General features: G+C 55.9%; 20 protein-coding genes. 15 read left to right on the plus strand and 5 right to left on the minus strand.

Annotated elements, in window-relative coordinates:
* Position 1: 1 nt before the first annotated feature.
* Positions 2-721: a GntR family transcriptional regulator gene (locus BN1969_RS07060; protein ID WP_242850292.1), complete on the minus strand. Its 720-nt coding sequence runs from the start codon at positions 719-721 to the stop codon at positions 2-4.
* A gap of 489 nt (positions 722-1,210) precedes the next feature.
* Between BN1969_RS07060 and pfkA the strand changes: the two genes are divergently transcribed.
* The 3 genes from pfkA (at position 1,211) to trxB (ending at position 3,769) form a co-directional block, all read left to right on the plus strand.
* Positions 1,211-2,215, plus strand: coding sequence for a 6-phosphofructokinase (gene pfkA, locus BN1969_RS07065; protein ID WP_050623657.1), 1,005 nt, complete (start codon positions 1,211-1,213; stop codon positions 2,213-2,215).
* Positions 2,216-2,476: 261 nt separating this feature from the next.
* The gene (trxA, locus tag BN1969_RS07070; RefSeq protein ID WP_187120335.1) at positions 2,477-2,803 is read left to right on the plus strand and encodes a thioredoxin; all 327 of its coding nucleotides are present in this window, start codon (positions 2,477-2,479) and stop codon (positions 2,801-2,803) included.
* A 39-nt stretch (positions 2,804-2,842) separates the two neighbouring features.
* Positions 2,843-3,769 (plus strand): thioredoxin-disulfide reductase, encoded by a 927-nt coding sequence (gene trxB / locus BN1969_RS07075; RefSeq protein ID WP_050623659.1) that lies wholly within the window; start codon positions 2,843-2,845, stop codon positions 3,767-3,769.
* A 71-nt stretch (positions 3,770-3,840) separates the two neighbouring features.
* Here trxB and hslO read toward each other — a convergent pair whose 3' ends face one another.
* Genes hslO through BN1969_RS07090 form a run of 3 tightly spaced genes read right to left on the minus strand, consistent with a single transcriptional unit; the run spans position 3,841 to position 5,767 of the window.
* Positions 3,841-4,719, minus strand: a complete 879-nt coding sequence (hslO, locus tag BN1969_RS07080) for an Hsp33 family molecular chaperone HslO (RefSeq protein ID WP_050623660.1) — start codon at positions 4,717-4,719, stop codon at positions 3,841-3,843.
* A gap of 2 nt (positions 4,720-4,721) precedes the next feature.
* A complete protein-coding gene (locus BN1969_RS07085) occupies positions 4,722-5,474 on the minus strand; it encodes a class I SAM-dependent DNA methyltransferase (protein WP_050623661.1) in 753 nt (250 codons plus the stop codon).
* Complete coding sequence (locus BN1969_RS07090; protein ID WP_050623662.1) at positions 5,471-5,767, minus strand: YerC/YecD family TrpR-related protein; 297 nt, start codon at positions 5,765-5,767, stop codon at positions 5,471-5,473. Before BN1969_RS07090 ends, BN1969_RS07085 begins: the two co-directional genes overlap by 4 nt.
* A gap of 161 nt (positions 5,768-5,928) precedes the next feature.
* Between BN1969_RS07090 and BN1969_RS07095 the strand changes: the two genes are divergently transcribed.
* The 12 genes from BN1969_RS07095 (at position 5,929) to BN1969_RS17875 (ending at position 17,119) form a co-directional block, all read left to right on the plus strand.
* Positions 5,929-6,189 carry a hypothetical protein gene (locus BN1969_RS07095; protein WP_050623663.1) on the plus strand — a complete coding sequence of 87 codons (261 nt, stop codon included), beginning with the start codon at positions 5,929-5,931 and terminating at the stop codon, positions 6,187-6,189.
* Between the two features lie 28 nt (positions 6,190-6,217).
* Complete coding sequence (locus BN1969_RS07100; RefSeq protein ID WP_050623664.1) at positions 6,218-7,063, plus strand: tyrosine-type recombinase/integrase; 846 nt, start codon at positions 6,218-6,220, stop codon at positions 7,061-7,063.
* Positions 7,064-7,361: 298 nt separating this feature from the next.
* Positions 7,362-7,784, plus strand: a complete 423-nt coding sequence (locus BN1969_RS19070; RefSeq protein ID WP_050623665.1) for a zinc-ribbon domain-containing protein — start codon at positions 7,362-7,364, stop codon at positions 7,782-7,784.
* Entirely contained in the window at positions 7,781-12,367 is a 4,587-nt protein-coding gene (locus BN1969_RS17505; RefSeq protein ID WP_082203534.1) for an S-layer homology domain-containing protein, read from the plus strand. The genes BN1969_RS19070 and BN1969_RS17505 overlap by 4 nt, the downstream gene beginning before the upstream one ends.
* A 239-nt stretch (positions 12,368-12,606) precedes the next feature.
* A complete protein-coding gene (locus BN1969_RS17870; protein WP_154669728.1) occupies positions 12,607-12,777 on the plus strand; it encodes a hypothetical protein in 171 nt (56 codons plus the stop codon).
* Positions 12,737-13,042, plus strand: a complete 306-nt coding sequence (trxA, locus tag BN1969_RS07125) for a thioredoxin (RefSeq protein ID WP_050623669.1) — start codon at positions 12,737-12,739, stop codon at positions 13,040-13,042. Before BN1969_RS17870 ends, trxA (BN1969_RS07125) begins: the two co-directional genes overlap by 41 nt.
* Positions 13,043-13,054: 12 nt before the next feature.
* Complete coding sequence (locus BN1969_RS07130; RefSeq protein WP_050623670.1) at positions 13,055-13,375, plus strand: rhodanese-like domain-containing protein; 321 nt, start codon at positions 13,055-13,057, stop codon at positions 13,373-13,375.
* Position 13,376: 1 nt separating this feature from the next.
* Positions 13,377-15,068, plus strand: coding sequence for an FAD-dependent oxidoreductase (locus BN1969_RS07135; protein ID WP_050623671.1), 1,692 nt, complete (start codon positions 13,377-13,379; stop codon positions 15,066-15,068).
* Positions 15,052-15,408: an ATP-binding protein gene (locus BN1969_RS19170; RefSeq protein ID WP_461375058.1), complete on the plus strand. Its 357-nt coding sequence runs from the start codon at positions 15,052-15,054 to the stop codon at positions 15,406-15,408. The genes BN1969_RS07135 and BN1969_RS19170 overlap by 17 nt, the downstream gene beginning before the upstream one ends.
* Positions 15,405-15,980: a hypothetical protein gene (locus BN1969_RS07145; protein ID WP_050623672.1), complete on the plus strand. Its 576-nt coding sequence runs from the start codon at positions 15,405-15,407 to the stop codon at positions 15,978-15,980. Before BN1969_RS19170 ends, BN1969_RS07145 begins: the two co-directional genes overlap by 4 nt.
* A gap of 93 nt (positions 15,981-16,073) precedes the next feature.
* Complete coding sequence (locus BN1969_RS07150; protein ID WP_050623673.1) at positions 16,074-16,820, plus strand: SDR family NAD(P)-dependent oxidoreductase; 747 nt, start codon at positions 16,074-16,076, stop codon at positions 16,818-16,820.
* Between the two features lie 113 nt (positions 16,821-16,933).
* Positions 16,934-17,119 carry a heavy-metal-associated domain-containing protein gene (locus BN1969_RS17875; protein ID WP_077138721.1) on the plus strand — a complete coding sequence of 62 codons (186 nt, stop codon included), beginning with the start codon at positions 16,934-16,936 and terminating at the stop codon, positions 17,117-17,119.
* Positions 17,120-17,182: 63 nt separating this feature from the next.
* Here BN1969_RS17875 and BN1969_RS07155 read toward each other — a convergent pair whose 3' ends face one another.
* Positions 17,183-17,842, minus strand: a complete 660-nt coding sequence (locus BN1969_RS07155; RefSeq protein WP_050623674.1) for a Crp/Fnr family transcriptional regulator — start codon at positions 17,840-17,842, stop codon at positions 17,183-17,185.
* Positions 17,843-17,886 lie beyond the last annotated feature (44 nt).

A 17,886-nucleotide genomic window follows, 5' to 3' on the forward strand; every position in this document is an offset into this window, starting at 1 on the left:
ATCACAAAATCAATTGGAAACGTTCACCATTGATAACCTGCATGCATACATATACAGGCTGGCCGGCGTTGCCGAATGCCACACTGCGGACCAGGAGCAAAGGTGCATTTTTCCGCAATTTCAGCCAACGAGCCTCCTCGGTGGTAGCCCGGCAGATCTCAACGATTTTTTTTGAGCCGTCTATGACCAAGTCTTTTTTCTCGCGCAGGACCTGGAAAAGCGACCCGTCCAGATTCTCTTGCAGCAGGAAAGCATAGTCCAGTGGAAAATAGCTGGTCTCAATTACCATAGGCTCGTCATTTACATATCTAAGCCGGACAATTTTTACAGTCTGGGAATTCTCATCCAGGCCAAGACTCTCCAGAATACTGGACTTTGGAGCAACGATTTCCTTCTGCAACAGCCTGGCGCCTGGTTTAAGCCCGCGTGCAAGACAGGATTCAGAGAAGCCTTGAATATGTGTATAATCCCGGCCATATTTAGGGGAAGTCACAAAGGTGCCCTTCCCCTGTTTCTTTTCAATAAGTCCCTGAGCTGCCAATTCATCCATCGCTTTTCGTGCGGTGATGACGCTGACCTGGTAATATTTCGCCATTTCGACTTCGGGGAGCAGTCTATCTCCGGGCTTCAATATTCCGGAGGTAATTTCTTTCTGCAGCTTTTCCATCAACTGCCTGTATAGTGGAACGACAGCATTGGCCTCCAAAATCGGTTTGCTCATGGATAATTACCTCCTATATACTCGGTAATCATATTATAACGACTGTTTTGGATTCTGACAACTGATTTCCAGTGTGATAGGATTAAATATTTTCTTGAAAGTATAGCTTTTTACAAATAGAAGAGTTTCTTCATTTTTGCAAGGCATCAGAAATAGCGAGCGGAGTGGTGGGTGAGGGGGTGTAAAGAGATTTTTTTAGTACGTATTGTTATATCTCGTTGGTCCCTTCACAGCACTCTTAAACTAGCATAGGAAAATATGATTAGGCAAAATCCGAGAAAGACGGCAAGGAAAGGCATCTAGAGCAGTTATAATATACGGAAAAGTATGCTGAAAATTTAATTGCTTTTCCCAAAATGTAATTTTAGGATTTAATGTATATGGGCTCTCGTTGCTGGTAAGGGAGGGACGGACGCTTGACACCGGGGGCGTGACATGCCATAATGAAAAGACCTTGAGGAAGAAGGAGAGCGTAAGGAGGAAAGCACCATGGCAAATATGGTAAAGCGGATCGGCATCCTGACCAGCGGAGGAGACGCCCCCGGCATGAATGCGGCGGTGCGGGCGGTGGTCCGCACCGCGCTTGGCAAGGGCATTGAGTGCGTGGGCATCCGCCGGGGCTGGAATGGGCTCATCAACAGCGACTTTTTTCCAATGGACAGTGACAGCGTCAGCCACATCCTGGACCGGGGCGGAACGATCCTGTTCACCGCCCGCAGTGAGGAGTTTATAAACGAAGGAGGCCGGAAGAAGGCGGTGGCCACCTGTAAGCTGCTGGGTCTGGATGGCATCGTGGCCATCGGCGGCGACGGCACCTTCCGGGGCGCGCTGGAGCTGTCCCGGATGGGCATCCCGGTGGTAGGGATCCCGGCCACCATCGACAACGACATCGGCTGCTCCAACTACACCATCGGCTTTGACACTGCCTGCAACACTGCCATCGAGTGCATCGACAAGCTGCGGGACACCATGCAGTCTCACGAGCGCTGCTCGGTGGTGGAGGTGATGGGCCGCCATGCGGGCTATCTGGCCCTCTATGTGGGCATTGCGGTGGGTGCTACCGCCGTACTGATCCCCGAGCGGGATGTGGACTTTGAGAAGGACGTGGTGGAGCGTATCCGGGAGTCCCGTCTGGCAGGCAACACCCACTTTATGATCGTGGTGGCCGAGGGTGCGGGCAGTGCCGTAGAGATCGGCAAGCGCATCCAGGAGACGGTGGGCATCGATCCCCGGGTCACCGTGCTGGGACACATCCAGCGGGGCGGCTCTCCTACGGCGCGGGACCGGGAGACGGCCAGCCGGATGGGCTATGCTGCGGTCAAGGCCTTGGCAGAAGGCCGGATGAACTGCATCGTGGGCACCAACGAGGGACATCTGGTGGAGATCCCCATTGAGAAGGCGCTGAACATGACCAAGCACCTCCAGATGGAGCGCTACGAAGTGCTGGAAGCCATGCACAATCAGGTCCCGCTGAAGTGCGGGCCGATCCAGTGACAAGAGGAGAAAGCAGGCGGCAGATCTTTGATCTGCCGCCTGCTTTTGCATGAGATCAGGGAAAACGGAAAAAATAATTCACAGTCTCATGGTGTGTCCCTGGGGGAAGTCTCTCTTTACGGTTTCTGTCCCTGCGGGATGGGAACACACCGTAGGGGTGAGGTAAAAATAATGCCATGGACGGGTTGACAATCCAAACTGTAAATATTATAATTACAGTATAAGACAAAAACTGACACGACGACAAAGGAGGAAACGATCATGTTGGAGCTGAACTTAAACAATTTTCAGGCTGAGGCGCTGGAGGCTGACCAGCCGGTGCTGGTGGATTTCTGGGCCCCCTGGTGCGGCTACTGCCGCCGGCTGGGCCCCGCAGTGGAGCAGCTGGAGCAGGAACTGGCGGGGCGGGTGACAGTGGCCAAGCTGAACGTGGACGACGCTCAGGTGCTGGCGCAGAAATATGAAGTGGAGACCATCCCCACCCTGATCCTGTTCCGGGGAGGGCAGGCCAGCGAGCAGCTCATCAACCCGGCCTCCAAAGCGGCGATCCTGGAGTGGCTGAAGGGGCAGGGCGCGATAGAGGATTGAGGAGCCCTGCCTGCACAGAAATGAGAGGAGGGTCACAAGGTGGAACAGAAGCTCTATGATGTAGCGATTATCGGCGGAGGGCCGGGGGGATATACCGCTGGGCTGTACTGCGCCCGCAGCGGATTTTCAGTGGTGGTGCTGGAGAAGCTGTCCCCTGGGGGACAGATGGCAACCACCGGACAGGTGGACAACTACCCAGGGTTCGAAGGGGGAGTGGATGGCTTCGAGCTGGGGGAGAAGATGCAGCGGGGGGCGGAGCGCTTCGGGGTGGAGACCCGCTTCGCCGAGGTGACTGGTGTGGAGCTGGCTGCGGTTCCCAAGGTCATCCAGACCAGTGAGGGGGAGGTGCGGGCCAGAGCTGTGGTGCTGGCCACCGGGGCCTCTCCACGGGAGATGGGACTGCCCGGGGAGCGGGAGCTGCGGGGCCGGGGGGTGGCGTACTGCGCCACCTGCGACGGCATGATGTACCGAAATAAAACAGTGGCGGTACTGGGTGGAGGGAACAGCGCTGTGGCGGACGCACTCTACCTGTCCAAGCTGTGCAGAGAGGTCTATCTGATTCATCGCCGGGATACCCTGCGGGCCTCGAAGGTGTACATGGACGCGTTGAAGGACAGCGGTATCCAGATCCTGTGGAACAGCCGGGCAGTGGAGCTCCTGCGGGATAAGCGGGTGAGCGGCCTGATACTGGAGGATGTGAGGACCGGGGCACGGCGGGAGCTGGCCTGTGAGGGCATCTTTGTGGCCATTGGCCGGGTCCCGGATACAGAGCTCTTCCGGGGGCAGGTGGAACTGGACGAGCAGGGGTATATCAAGGCTGACGAGACGACCCGCACCGGGCTGCCGGGGGTCTTCGCCGTGGGGGATGTGCGGACCAAGCCCCTGCGGCAGATCGTGACCGCCACGGCGGACGGGGCGACGGCCTCCCATTTTATCGAACAATACCTCATGGAAGAAAACAGATAAAAAGCAGGCAGGAGCCCCCACGGTTTCCCGTGGGGGCTCCTGCCCTTATCCTTTCCCAATAGGAGGGGGTGTCACATAGAGGACAGCAGCCCCTCCAGCTCCTCCTTTGAGAAGTGGTAGACCTTGTCGCAGAACTGACAGGACAGGTCGGCCTGTCCCTGCTCCGCGATGAGGGAGGAGAGCTCCTCACGTCCCATGCTGATCAGCGCTCGGGACACCCGCTCCCGGCTGCAGCTGCACCGGTACTCCACCGGGTGGGTCTCCAGGACCTCCAGCTGAAAGTCAGAGAGCACCTCTTCCAGCAGGCCCTGGGCGTCCAGCCCGCGGGAGAGGGCGTGGCTCACAGAGCCCACCCGGCGAACGCCGGCCTCGATCTTGTCGATCAGGCCCTCCTCTGCGCCGGGCAGCAGCTGGATCAGATAGCCGCCGGCGGCCAGGACGCTCTGGTCCCGGTCCACCAGAACTCCCAGGGCGCAGGCGGTGGGGATCTGCTCGCTTTCCACAAAGTACATGGCGATGTCGTCGGCGATCTCCCCGGAGAACAGGCCGATAGAGCCGATATAGGGTTCCTTCAGTCCCAGGTCCTTGATGACGGTGAGACTGCCGTCGGTGCCCACGGCGGCCCCCACATCCAGCTTACCGGGGACCTTCTCCATCAGCTCTACATGGGGATCCTGCACATAGCCCCGCACGTTCCCGCCGCAGTCGGAGACAGCCAGAATGGTGCCCAGGGGCCCGCCGCCCTTGATTTGGAGGGTGAGAGCGCCGTTGTCCTCTTTCAGCATATCCCCCATCATGGAGGCGGCCAGCAGGGTGCGGCCCAGGGCGGCGGTGGCCACGGGGAGCAGGGTGTGGATGGTGCGGGCACGCTCCACCAGGTCCCGGCCGGTGATGGCGACAGCTTTGACCGAGCCGTCGGCGGTGATGGCGCGGATGATATGGTCGGACATGATCAGACTTCCTTTCGTGCGGTGAAGAAGATGCGGTCCTCCCCAGGCTTGGGGGGACGGTGCTTCAGATTTCCATATTGCTTGATCTGGGTGAACCCGGCGTCGCGGAGATAGCTGGTCAGCTCCTCCGGCGTGTAGGCCCGCTCCTCGTGGAGCTCCTCTCCCCGCTCCCACAGGCCGCTCTCCTCCTCCAGGCGGAAGATATCCATGAAGTAGGAGCAGACCCGGCGGCGGCGGGAATACTCTGCCCGCCAGACGCAGTAGGCGTCCTCCGTCTCGTCCAGAAAGACCTGGCCATCCAGGCCCTCCAGCTTGGCGGGGGTGTTGACGTCAAAGAGGAACAGCCCGCCGGGCATGAGGAACAGGTGGACCCGCTGAAAGGCCCTCCGCAGCTTTTTGGGGTCGGTGACATAGTTGATGCTGTCCAGACAGCACACGCAGGCGTCGATGGTGCCATACAGGTCCAGCTGATCCATGCTCTGGCACAGAAAAATGGGGGCGATCCCCTCCGCATCCCGGTTCTTTTCTGCGGCCTGGGCCAGCATGTCGGGGGAGAGGTCCACCCCGATCATCTCATATCCCCGCAGGGACAGCTCGCGGGTAAGGGAGCCGGTGCCGCAGGCCAGATCCAGCACAGTGGAGCCGGGCAGGCCCGCCCGTTCAAAGTGGCGCTGGATGTATTCGGCCCAGGCGGCGTAGTCCACATCGGTGGTGAACTCATCGTAGCAGCCGGCCAGAAATCCATAGCTGTTCATTCCTGACGCTCCTTCAGACGGGGGATGACGGCCTGATAGCCATCGGCGCCGTAGTGAAGACAGCGGTTGACGCGGCTGATGGTGGCGCTGGAGGCGCCGGTGCGCTCCAGGATGTCACTGTATATCAGCCCCTGGTCCAGCAGCATGGCTACCTCCATCCGCTGCTCCATGGCTTTCAGCTCGGACACGGTGCACAGATCCTGAAAAAAGCGGCGGCACTCATCCACGTCCTGTAAAGACACGATGGCTCGGTACAGAGTGTCGCTGGATTCCTTCTCTAAAAATTTAGACATATTGGGTGCTCCTTCTCCAGAGAAAATCTTGCCTCCCGGCGGCCCAACAAGGTCCTGCCGCGCTCTTTTATATTTTAACAGGCTAATCTATGAAAGTAAACGGGGAGTGAAGAAAAAAATCAAAAACCGGCCGCTCAAATGCGGCCTGCGGAGGTTTTGACATGAGCGAACGGGAATATAAAGCGCTGCGCAGTGTACCGGCTTCCACCTGGATGGAGGGCTTTTGTGTGACCAAGCAGATGGAAAAAGCCTGCATGTGCCTCATGAGCGGCGAAGTGTCGGTGACCGCCCAAAGTCAAACCGTCAGCCGAGCGCATAGGTTCCCTCTGTCAGTGGCAAGCTGTCAGCACGGCAAGCAGGACAGTATCGGAACGCCCACAGAGGTATTTGCCGCTGTGGGCGTTGCTTTACCCGTAAAATAGCCATATAGAACCATCAAGGAGGAGTACCATGAGCGAACACAGACCAGCATTGGAACACATCCAGGCGTATGCGGACCATCTTCGGCTGGAAGAAAAAAGCGCCGCCACCGTAGAGAAATATCTGCGGGACGTCCGGGCCTTCGCCCGCTGGCTGGAGGGGCGGGAGATCACCAAGGAACGGACGGCGGCGTGGAAGACCCATTTGGTGGAGCGGGGCTACGCCCCCGCCAGCGTCAATGCCATGCTCTCCGCCCTGAACAGTCTGCTGGACTTTCTGGGCTTCGGGGACTGCCGGGTGAAGTTTCTCAAGGTCCAGCGGCGGATGTTCCGGGATGACAGCCGGGACCTGACCCGGTCCGACTACAACGCCCTCACCGCTGCGGCAAAGGCGCAGAACAAAACGCGGCTGGCTCTGTTGATGGAGGCCATCTGCGCCACCGGCATCCGGGTCAGCGAGGTGCAGTATATTACCGTGGAGGCGGCCAGAGCGGGCCGGGCGGAGGTCGCCCTGAAAGGCAAGATCCGCACCATCCTCATCCCCAGCAAGCTGTGCCGCAAGCTGCTGAAATACGCCAAACAGCAAAAAACCGCTTCCGGCGAGATCTTTCTCACCAGAAACGGGACGCCCCTCAGCCGCCGTCAGATCTGGGCGGAGATGAAGGGGCTGTGCAAGACGGCGGGGGTCGCGGCCAGCAAGGTCTTTCCACACAACCTTCGCCATCTGTTCGCCGCGGCCTTTTACCGGGCCAGCCGTGACATCGTGAAGCTGGCGGATGTGCTGGGCCATTCCAGCCTCGAGACCACCCGCATCTACCTCCTGACCTCCGGGGCGGAACACCAGCGGCAGCTGGACCGACTGGGACTTGTATCATAAAGTCGAAATTCCCATTCTGTCTCATTTGCTGTAAATATAAAACTGCCAGAATTACATATTCCATGTAAATATTACCACTTTCTTTTCAAAAGAGCAAGAGCAGGACCTGCTTTTGGGCACAAAAATATGAGCCGCAAAATGGAATATTTTTGCGGCTTTCCTTGCTACGGCTTTTTACCTGTTTTTAGAACAGGAAAAGACGCTTTTCATTCGCTCTATCTCTCTTTGTATGGCCTATATAGCAAACGATGGGACAGAATGGGAATTCTAAAAAGATTGGAGGCGATAAATATTGCGAATGACTCTCTACGACTACTGCGCGGAGCGGGATGAGCTGGTCCTGCTGACCCAGTGGGCACCGGTCAAAAACAGGACGCTGACGCCAAGAGAGGGGTCCTATGGCAGGAGACAGAAGAACTGGCGTACTTACTGGCCCGAGAGGTGGCCGCCCAGTGGTGCGTCCCCCGACCTAACCCCGGAGCACGTGACAGCGGGAAGCCGCCGGATGGCTTGGCGGGAGTGTCCCAACGGTCATATCTGGAAGGCCGCCATTTATTCCAGGGCGGGGCCGCAGAAGTGCGGCTGTTCCCGTCTGCGCCGGGAAAGTCAGCCCCAAACGGCTGGAACGCTGTCGGCGGACGCTGGAAGAATGGGAATAAAATGGGGCCGGTCAGCTCTAATTCCCGGTCTGGAAAATCGTAACAGGAGGAACGAGAAATGAAAAAACGGATATTGTCAAGTTTCTTATCGCTGGTACTGGTATTATCGCTGATGCCTGTGAGCGCGCTGGCGGCGGAGGGACCGCAGAATGTGGCTCCTGCCGTGGTCACAGAGGAGCCTGGAGAGGTCCACGGTGAGCCTCCGGTGGAGGAGGCGGCCGGGCCGGAAGAGCCGGCCTGCATCTGCGAGTCCCTTTGTACCGGGGAGACCGTGAACACGGACTGCCCCATCTGCACGGCGGACTATACCGCCTGTACCTATGAGGCTCCTGCTGATGAGCAGCAGGAGCCGGCGGGTGAACAGGGAGAACCTGTCGGCCCCACGGCGGAGGAACAGCTTACGGCGCTGATCGCGGCTCTGCCTGACCCAGCTGATATTGATCCGGAGGACGAGGAGCAGGTGGAGAGGATCAGCGACCAAATCTCCGAGATCTACGCCTATGCCGAGGAATACGGCCTTGATGTGGAAAACGATGAAACCATCAATTCCGTGATCGGGCTTCTCTATCCTGCGGATAATATAGCGAATAACGGAATATGGGACGATGAGACAACACTGTCTGAAAATCTCGTTGTTAACCAAGGTGAGACCTTGACTATCGGTGCAAAAGTGACCATCTCTGGTAATGTAACCATCTCTGGCGGCGGCACCATCAAGCGCGATCAAAGCTATCAGGGAGAACTGATTTCTGTGCCGGCTGGAGCAGAACTGACCTTAAAGGATATTACTATTGACGGTGGCGCAACGTGGACTGGTGAAACTGCTGTTGGGCTGGCCGCGGATGAGGCTGCAATTCGGATCGAGGGCGGTCAGGTAACGCTGGATAATGGTGCAGTAGTCCAAAACAACAACCATACCAGCACTCAGGACAATGCTTACGATCATACGACCTATGAAGAGAGTGGACAAACCTATGACCTTCCTCGATACTATAACATGGGTGGAGGTATCGCCGTCTATGGCGGCACACTGACAATGAACGAGGGTTCCTCTGTAAAAAATAATGCTGTAACAAATACAAATTACTCCAAAGTCACAAGCGGAACAAATCGCACGGGCAACAGCGATTCCTTGGGGGGCGGTGTTGCTGTTTATGAAAATGGCACATTCATTATGAACGGAGGAGAGATTTCTCAAAATGTTGCCGCTGTGAGTGGCGGTGAAGGCCGCGCCTTTGGCGGCGGCGTAGGTCTGATGACTCGCGGTGCAAATGCCCAGGTATCTGATACTCCGGATGATTATTATATTGGATTTTACATGTATGGCGGCACCATCTGCGATAACGGAGCAGCAAATGGCGGAGGTGGCATTTATGGCGGGGTTGATCAGGGAGACGATGAATCCCAAAGACATACTCATCTCGATATGACCGTTGCATCTGCTGTCTGTGAAAATACCTCATCTGCAGGTGGCGGTGGTATTCAAGTGGGCTCTGGTGACTTGAAGATCGAAGATGGGGCTGATATTTCGTCCAACACCGCAGTCAGCGGCGGTGGAATTCAGGTTGGCTCAGCCAGCCACTTTACAATGAGTGGTGGTTCTGTGTCCTATAATGAAGCTGTCATTGGTGAAAAAAACCTCCTTGGCGGTGGCATTTACTTTAGTAACGGTTCGAACAATCAGCTTAGCATCACCGGCGGAGAGATCAAGAACAACTGCTCAAAGGACTCTGGCGGCGGCATCCAGATCACAACAGGTCTTACCGTGTCTATTGCCAACTGTACCATTCAAGGAAATTCCTGTGGGGCCCAAGGAAGCGGTACCGTTGCAAACGGCGGCGGTATTCAAGCAAATCCGGGTGTTGTTCTGAACCTGTTGGACTGCGTTATTACTGACAATAAATCGATAACCGGTCATGGTGGAGGAGTACATATAAGCGGTCCCAATAAAAATGCGGGTGGAACTGCAACGATTTCAGGGACAACTACCATTCAGGATAATCAATCTTCTTTGGCTGGGGCCAATATGTATGTTGCGACTGTCACATCAACGACGGATTTGAGTAATTTGTCCCAATCATCGCAAATCGGTTTGACCTGGAATGTAAATGACGTGGATGTGAACAATGGTACTGTGGTTGCTTCTGGTGTAACCGAAGATAATTACTCATGCATTAAATACGAACCTGCTGAAAATGCGGATTATGTGTTGCGAAGGGCAGGAAACACTGCGGTTTTACATAAAGCTCTGAGCCTAACCCTGAGGTCTATTTCTCCAGATACAAACCAGCCTATCAACGACATACGCTATACGGTTCTTGGACTTGTCGGAGAAACTGTTGATTTTACAGAAGTCTGCGGTTTTGAACTGACAGGCTATCACATTGACCGCTGGGCAACGAACTATGTTGGGCAAGAAGGCTATCTATGGGAAAACCCCTATACATTCTCCGACTCCTTTAGCAGCGATGCGGCTAGGGGCGGTCCCAATGCTATCTGGGCACCAAACGAGTACAAAATTATCTATGAACTGAACGGTGGCGTTGCTGGTGTGAATGCACCTGATAAACACACCTATGGTACCGTGACGGATCTTGTTGCTCCTACCCGCGAAGGCTGTGTTTTCGGCGGCTGGTTTGCGGACAGCAGCTTCACCGGGCCAAAAATTACATCTTTGGGCGCAGAAGACTATACCAGCGACATTATGCTGTATGCCCTCTGGACAAAGGAGATCGGTGAGGACAGCAGTTATTCTGTTGATGTGATCCAAGATCAAACCTACACTGGTACGGCCATCGAGCCCGCTGTTGTTGTCAGAAACAGCACTACCGGAGATGTGATCGCGGACAGCCAGTATAGAGTTTCCTATTCCAGTAACATCAATGTTGGTGAGGCAAAGGTCACCGTTACGATCGGAAACGATTCCGCCGAGGTCACATTCCAGATCACCAGGGACAACGCCCCCACTGTTGCAATGTCCGACGTATCTGTGACCTATGGCACTGCATATGCGATGACTGCTGCGGCCAAGACCAGCGCGGGCAATGCGATTACAGATGGTACCATCACCATCCGGTATTATACCGATGAAGATTGTTCCAAGGATGAGTCTGAAACCGCTCCCACTGCCGCGGGCATCTACTATGCCAAGGCGACTCTGGCCGAAACGGACAACTATGGCAGTGCAAGCGCGTCTGCAAAGATCACCATCCGCAACGCCGACTTCTCTGTCACCGCTCAGGGCTACGACGGCACTTATGACGGCCAGCCGCACTCCATCACTGTAACGGCAGAGGGCGCGGCTGTGATTTACTCCACCACGGAGAACGGCACGTACAGCGAGACGAATCCCACCTTTACCGACGCAGGAGAATATACCGTCTATTACAGGGCTGCCAAGGCCAACCACAACGATGTGACCGGCAATGTGACTGTGAAGATCGCCAAGGCTGTCCCCGCCATCACCATTTCTTCCGACAAAGCCGAGCTTCGCGGCGGCGGTACTGTGGAACTGACAGTCAAGGCCGCCCCCGCGGACAGCACTGTGGCCGTCACCCAGACTGATGACCAAGGCAGCGAGGCCAAGATTTTGACTCTGACGGATGGGACCGTATCTGTCAAGCTGGACAACAGGGATGCCAGGTACACCTTTACCGCATCCTGTGCTGAAACGAACAATTACACCGCAGGGAGCAGCGAATGCACCGTGACCGTCTCCCGCCGCTCCTCCGGCGGTGGCGGCGGCTCCAGCAGCAGCACTACCGCGGAGACCACCACCAACAGGGACGGCTCCAAAACCACCACTGTCACAGACAAGAAAACCGGCACCGTCACTGAGACCACCAAGTTCCAGGACGGCTCCATCCTAGTGGTGGAGACCCAGAAGGACGGCACTGTGACCACCACCGAGACAACCAAAAACGGTGTCAAGATCAAGACCGTGGATGAGCCGGGCGAGGATGTGACTGCTGAGATCACCGTCCCAAAGTCCGTGGGCGAGGCCGTTGTGATCATCCCCGCCGACGTGGACTGCGGCACTGTGGCCGTGGACACGGACACCGGCGAGGTGGTGAAGCTGTCCGTCCCCACTAAGGCGGGGATGACCGTCAAGCTGGCCGGCTCCGCTGAACTGGTGCTGGTGGACCGCAGCAGGAATTTTGATGACACTCGGAACCACTGGGCGAAGGACGCCATCAACTTCGCCACTGCCCATGAGCTGTTCTCTGGTACCAGTGACACCGCCTTCACCCCCGACAACCCCATGACTCGTGCCATGCTGATGACTGTTCTGGCCCGCTTTGACGGACAGGACACCACCGGCGGGGCTGTGTGGTATGAAAAGGCCATGGAATGGGCCAGGGAGAACGGCATCTCTGACGGCTCTGATCCAGACGGTTCCATCACCCGGGAGCAGCTTGCCACCATGCTGTGGCGCTATGCGGGCAGTCCCGCTGGGGGCAGCTCCCTGTCCTCCTTCGGGGACAGCGCCAGCGTCAGCGCCTACGCCCTGGAGGCTGTGCGCTGGGCCGTGGGCGAGGGCCTAATCTCCGGTACAGATGCCGGCCTGCTGGCCCCTCAGGGCAGCGCAACCCGGGCGCAGGTGGCCACCATCCTCATGCGCTTTGTGGAGAGCCTGACCAAGTAAAGTAAATCGCCCCTGCATGAATAGGAGGGCGGGACGGCACAGCCGCCCCGCCCTCCTTCTGTTTCGATGCTGGATCAAGGACAGCCGCAGGGCAAGTCGTCACGACGTTTCCCTGCGGCTTTTATTCTCTCCTGTATTTCTCCCACAGGCGTGGTGCCCTTTTCTGGTCACGAAGTTTTTTGAATGTCAGAGAAGGCCGGCAGAGAGTCCGTTCCACCCGGCAGCATGAGCACAGTGCCATGGCGGAAGCGACTCAGAAGATGCTGGCAGTTGGAGAGCAGAATCCCGCGTTAAGTGATGTCATCACGGAAATGCAGCCGGGATCTGGCTATGATAGAGCCATAAAGAAACAAGAAGGAGGATCTGAATATGTCCGCTATCAATATCGATCAGAACAACATCCAGAGTGAAGTGATGAATTCCGACAAGCCCGTTCTGCTGGACTTCTGGGCTCCCTGGTGCGGTCCCTGCCGCATGGTCGTCCCCATCGTGGAGGAGATCGCCCGGGAGCGCAACGATATCAAGGTCGGCAAGGTGAACGTGGACGAGCAGCCGGAGCTGGCGAGCCGGTTTGGTGTGGTGAGCATTCCTACCTTGGTCGTCATGAAAAACGGAAAGATCGTCGATCAGGCTATAGGTGCAAGACCCAAGAATGCAATTCTTGGGATGCTGTAGGGAGGGATGACGATGGGGTTCTTCGATCTCTTCCAGCAAGCCGATATCGATCAGGGTGTAAAGGAATATTTGGCCACGCCCGGTGCTGTCCTGCTGGATGTCCGTACCTCTGAAGAATACAGAGACGGCCATATCCCCGGCAGCAAAAACGTTCCGCTTCAGGCTCTTGACAAGGTGGCCTCTGTCGCAGAAAATAAAAATATGGCACTGTATGTCTACTGCCACTCTGGCGCCCGGAGCCGTCAGGCTGCCGGCTTGCTGCGGCGTATGGGATATCGCAATGTAAACAACATCGGCGGCATTGCAGCTTATGCGGGAAAGGTGGAACGATAATATGAAAGTCGTGATCGTAGGCGGTGTGGCAGGCGGAGCCACAGCCGCGGCAAGGCTCCGCAGACTGGATGAGCAGGCTGAGATCGTGGTGTTCGAGCGTTCAGGCTTTGTTTCCTACGCTAACTGCGGTCTGCCTTACTACATCGGAGATGTGATCACTGCCCCTGAAGAACTGACCCTTCAGACACCGGAGAGCTTTTTCGCCCGGTTCCGTGTGAACATGAAGGTCCGCCACGAGGTGAAGGCTATCCACCCGGACAGGAAAACGGTATCGGTAAAAAATCTGGAGACCGGAGAAGAATTCGAAGAGAGCTATGACAAGCTGATCCTGTCCCCTGGTGCGAAGCCCGCTCAACCCCGCCTCCCCGGCGTTGGATTGGAGAATCTGTTCACTCTGCGCACCGTGGAGGATACCTTCCGGATCAAAGATCACATCAATAAGCATAACCCCAAGTCTGTCGTTCTGGCGGGCGGCGGTTTTATTGGTCTGGAACTGGCGGAAAATCTGCGGGAGCTCAGCATGGATGTCACTATCGTCCAGCGCCCCAAGCAGCTGATGAATCCCTTCGAAGCGGATATGGCATCCTTTATCCACGCAGAGGCACGCAAGCACGGTGTGAAGCTGGCCCTGGGATATACCGTGGAAGGCTTTGAGGAAAAGGACGGCGGTGTGGATGTGCTGCTGAAGGACAGCGCTCCCCTTCATGCGGATATGGTGGTGCTGGCCATCGGCATCACGCCGGACACCGCTCTCGCGAAAGAAGCTGGTCTGGAACTGGGGATCAAGGGCAGTATTGTGGTCAACGACCGGATGGAGACATCTGTGCCGGACATCTATGCCGCGGGCGATGCGGTACAGGTGAAGCACTATGTCACCGGCGAGGATACCCTGATCTCCCTGGCCGGTCCCGCCAACAAGCAGGGGCGCATCATTGCGGACAATATCTGCGGCGGCGACAGCCGCTATTTGGGTTCTCAGGGAAGCAGCGTCATCAAGGTATTTGATATAACTGCCGCCACTACCGGCATCAACGAGACCAATGCAAAAAAGGCGGGGCTGGATGTGGACAAAGTGATCCTGTCCCCCATGAGCCACGCGGGTTATTACCCCGGCGGAAAGCTGATGACCATGAAGGTGGTCTTTGAGAAGGGGACCTGCCGCCTGCTGGGCGCTCAGATCGTAGGTTACGAGGGTGTGGACAAGCGGATCGATGTGCTGGCTGCCGCCATCCATGCAGGCATGAGAGCAACTCAGCTCAAAAACCTGGATCTGGCCTATGCACCTCCTTACTCCTCCGCCAAGGACCCTGTGAACATAGCGGGATTCATGATCGACAATATTGCAAACGGTACCATGAAGCAGTGGTATCTGGAGGACGTTGACCATCTTCCAAGGGATGGAAGTGCGATCCTGCTGGATGTCAGGACCCCGGACGAATACGCTGGGGGCCATATGGAAGGATTCGGTAATATTCCGCTGGATGACTTGCGGGACCGGCTGGATGAGATAGAGCCGGGTAAGCCTGTATATGTGACCTGCCAGAGCGGCTTGCGCAGCTATATTGCCTGCCGCATTCTGGAAGCCAACGGCCACGAAGCCTATAACTTCGCCGGAGGGTTCCGCTTCTATGATGCGGTAACAAACGACCGGGCATTGGTTGAAAGAGCCATGAGCTGTGGAATGGACAAATAACTGCAAACTGCCAAAGCCGCGCTTTCCATCAGGAGAGCGTGGCTTTTTCTATATTCAAAAGGTGATATCATCACGGAAGAAAGTGGATCTCTCCGGTATAATGATGCCGATCAATGACGGGAGGGTGCTTATGTCTGCTATCAGAAAGAAACGAAAAGCCTTTGTTGTGCAGGAGGACTGTGTTGCCTGTGGCTGTTGCGTGAAAGTCTGTCCTTTGGGAGCGATTCAGATTATGAAGGGCATAATGGCGCAGGTGAATATGGACAACTGCGTGGGATGCGGGAAATGCGCGAAAGAGTGTCCCGCCAGCGTTGTCGAGATCCGGGAGGTGGAAAGATGAAAAGACATTGGTATGATCATCTCTGGGTCGTTTCTCTGACCTATCTGATCTTGGGCTTTTTCAATATCCTGTTTGCATGGTTGGGGCTCTTCTGCTTCTTTATCCCGCTGATCATCTCCGCTGTGAAAGGAACAAAAGGCTACTGCAACCGCTACTGCGGCAGAGGGCAGCTGTTTGGCCTGCTGGGGGGCCGCTTCGGTCTCTCCCGCAGAAAGGACATTCCAAAGTGGATGAAAAGCAAAGGATTCCGATATGGATTTCTGGTATTCTTTTTTGCCATGTTCTTTGTGATGCTCTGGAACACCTATCTGGTGTTTGCGGAAGCACAGGACTTAAAGCAGGTGGTGACGCTGCTGTGGACGTTCAAGCTGCCCTGGCAGTGGGGCTATCACGGAACATTCCTCCATCCCGGCGTGGCGCAGTTCGCCTTTGGATTTTACAGCGTGATGCTGACCTCCACTGTTCTTGGCCTGATCACCATGGTGCTGTTCAAACCCCGCAGCTGGTGTGTGTACTGCCCTATGGGGACCATGACCCAACTGGTCTGCAAGGCGCGGAACAGCAAAGTGTGATGTCATCACGGAACGGCCGGTATTCTTTAGGTAAAATATGAGCATACCCTCTGTACACTGAGGGGAAAATCAAAACAGAAAGGGGCACTTCCCATGAGGCTGAAAGATAAAGTGGCGATCATCACCGGAGGCAGCCGCGGCATTGGTTATGCTACGGCGGATAAGTTCCTGAGAGAAGGTGCTAGGGTCATCCTGACCGCAAGTTCACAAGCCTCTGCCGAAAAGGCGGTTGAACGGCTGAAAGAAAAATATCCTGATGCGATCATCGCCGGCATCAGCCCTGATCTGGCCAGTCTGGAGTCTGTGCGGGAAGCGTTCAGGTCTGCCACTGAGAAGTATGGATGTGTGGATATCCTGGTCAATAACGCAGGCGTTTCCGAAAGCACCCCATTTATGGAATACACAGAGGAGACCTTTGATAAGGTCATGGATCTGAACGTAAAGGGCGTATTCAATACCACCCGCGCCGCAGCAGAGTGTATGGTGGCACGGGGGACGGGCGTGATCCTTTCCACGTCCTCAATGGTCAGCATCTCCGGTCAGCCCAGCGGTTTTGCCTATCCCGCATCCAAATTTGCGGTGAATGGACTGACCGTATCGCTGGCCCGCGAATTGGGACCCAAGGGCATCCGTGTGAACGCGGTTGCTCCTGGGATTACGGAGACTGATATGATGAAAGCGGTGCCCAAGGAGGTCATCGAGCCTATGATCGCCAGGATCCCGCTGCGCCGCCTGGGCCAGCCGGAGGATATTGCCAACGCATTTGCGTTCCTGGCCTCCGATGAGGCGTCCTACATCACCGGCGTTGTGCTGAGCGTGGACGGCATGGCAAGGACCTGACGAGTCGTAAGGCTGTGGTAAGTGGCAGCCTCAGAAGCAGATTGCAATATGGATCAGTAAATCAAACTCATATATGATCCTGCAAAGGGATACAGACAGAAAAAGGGGCTGCTATGCAAAGAGAACAGTTTGATATTACCGGTATGCACTGGTCCACCAGAGTGGAGCGGTGTGCGGCAGAACTGCCCGGTATTGCGGAAGAGTCCGTCAGTCTGGAGGACAAAACAGCATCTGTCAGGCTGGATCGACCTGCAACAGACGACGCCTTCAAAGCCGCTGTGGAAAAAGCTGGGCGTTAGCTGCTGAAAATCAGATAGAAAGCTGAAAATGTCCGCCTTGTGTTCAACTCGGCGGACATTTTATTATTGACCGTTCAATTCTTCCAGCTTTTTGGCATTGGTGATCTCGATGCTGCTGCGGGACAGCTTGACCATCCCCTCATTCTGAAAATATCGAAGCATTCTGGTGATCACTTCCCGATGGGAACCCAGGTGATTGGCAATGGTCTCATGGGTGATTTTCAGATGGCTGGTCCCTTCGATAGACACTTCCTCCAACAAGAATGCGGCTACACGCTTGTCGAGACTCTTCCACATGACCTGCTCCATGAGCCACATGACATCGGAGAAGCGAGAGGCCATCAGTTCGTTGGTATAGTTGGAAACAGGCGCAGATCCTTCCATGATGCTCTGATAAATTTCGGAAGGTATTACCCAAAGGTCAGTGTCCTTTTCCGCCTCAACGGTCACTTCGAACTGAATGGAACGCATGATACAGGAGGCGGAAAACAGGCACATATCCCGGTCAAACAGACGGTAGATGGTGATCTCGCGCCCCTCGTCGGAGAGAATATAGGCCCGAAGCTGGCCGGACTTCACCAACAGAAGGCCGGTGCAGTCCATGCTTCCATTGTGGATCACGGTCCCTTTGCTTACCCTGCGCTCCATCAGGCTGCCAAGGATGCGTTCCTGCTGAGCCGGTGTCAGCTTGTTCCAAACCGGGAAATAGCTTTGAAAGTCCATACCGAACCCTCCTTCTGCCTATCAGTATATTGAAATCATCAAGA

The sequence above is a fragment of the Clostridium phoceensis genome (assembly GCF_001244495.1).
GTDB lineage: Bacteria > Bacillota > Clostridia > Oscillospirales > Oscillospiraceae > Lawsonibacter > Lawsonibacter asaccharolyticus.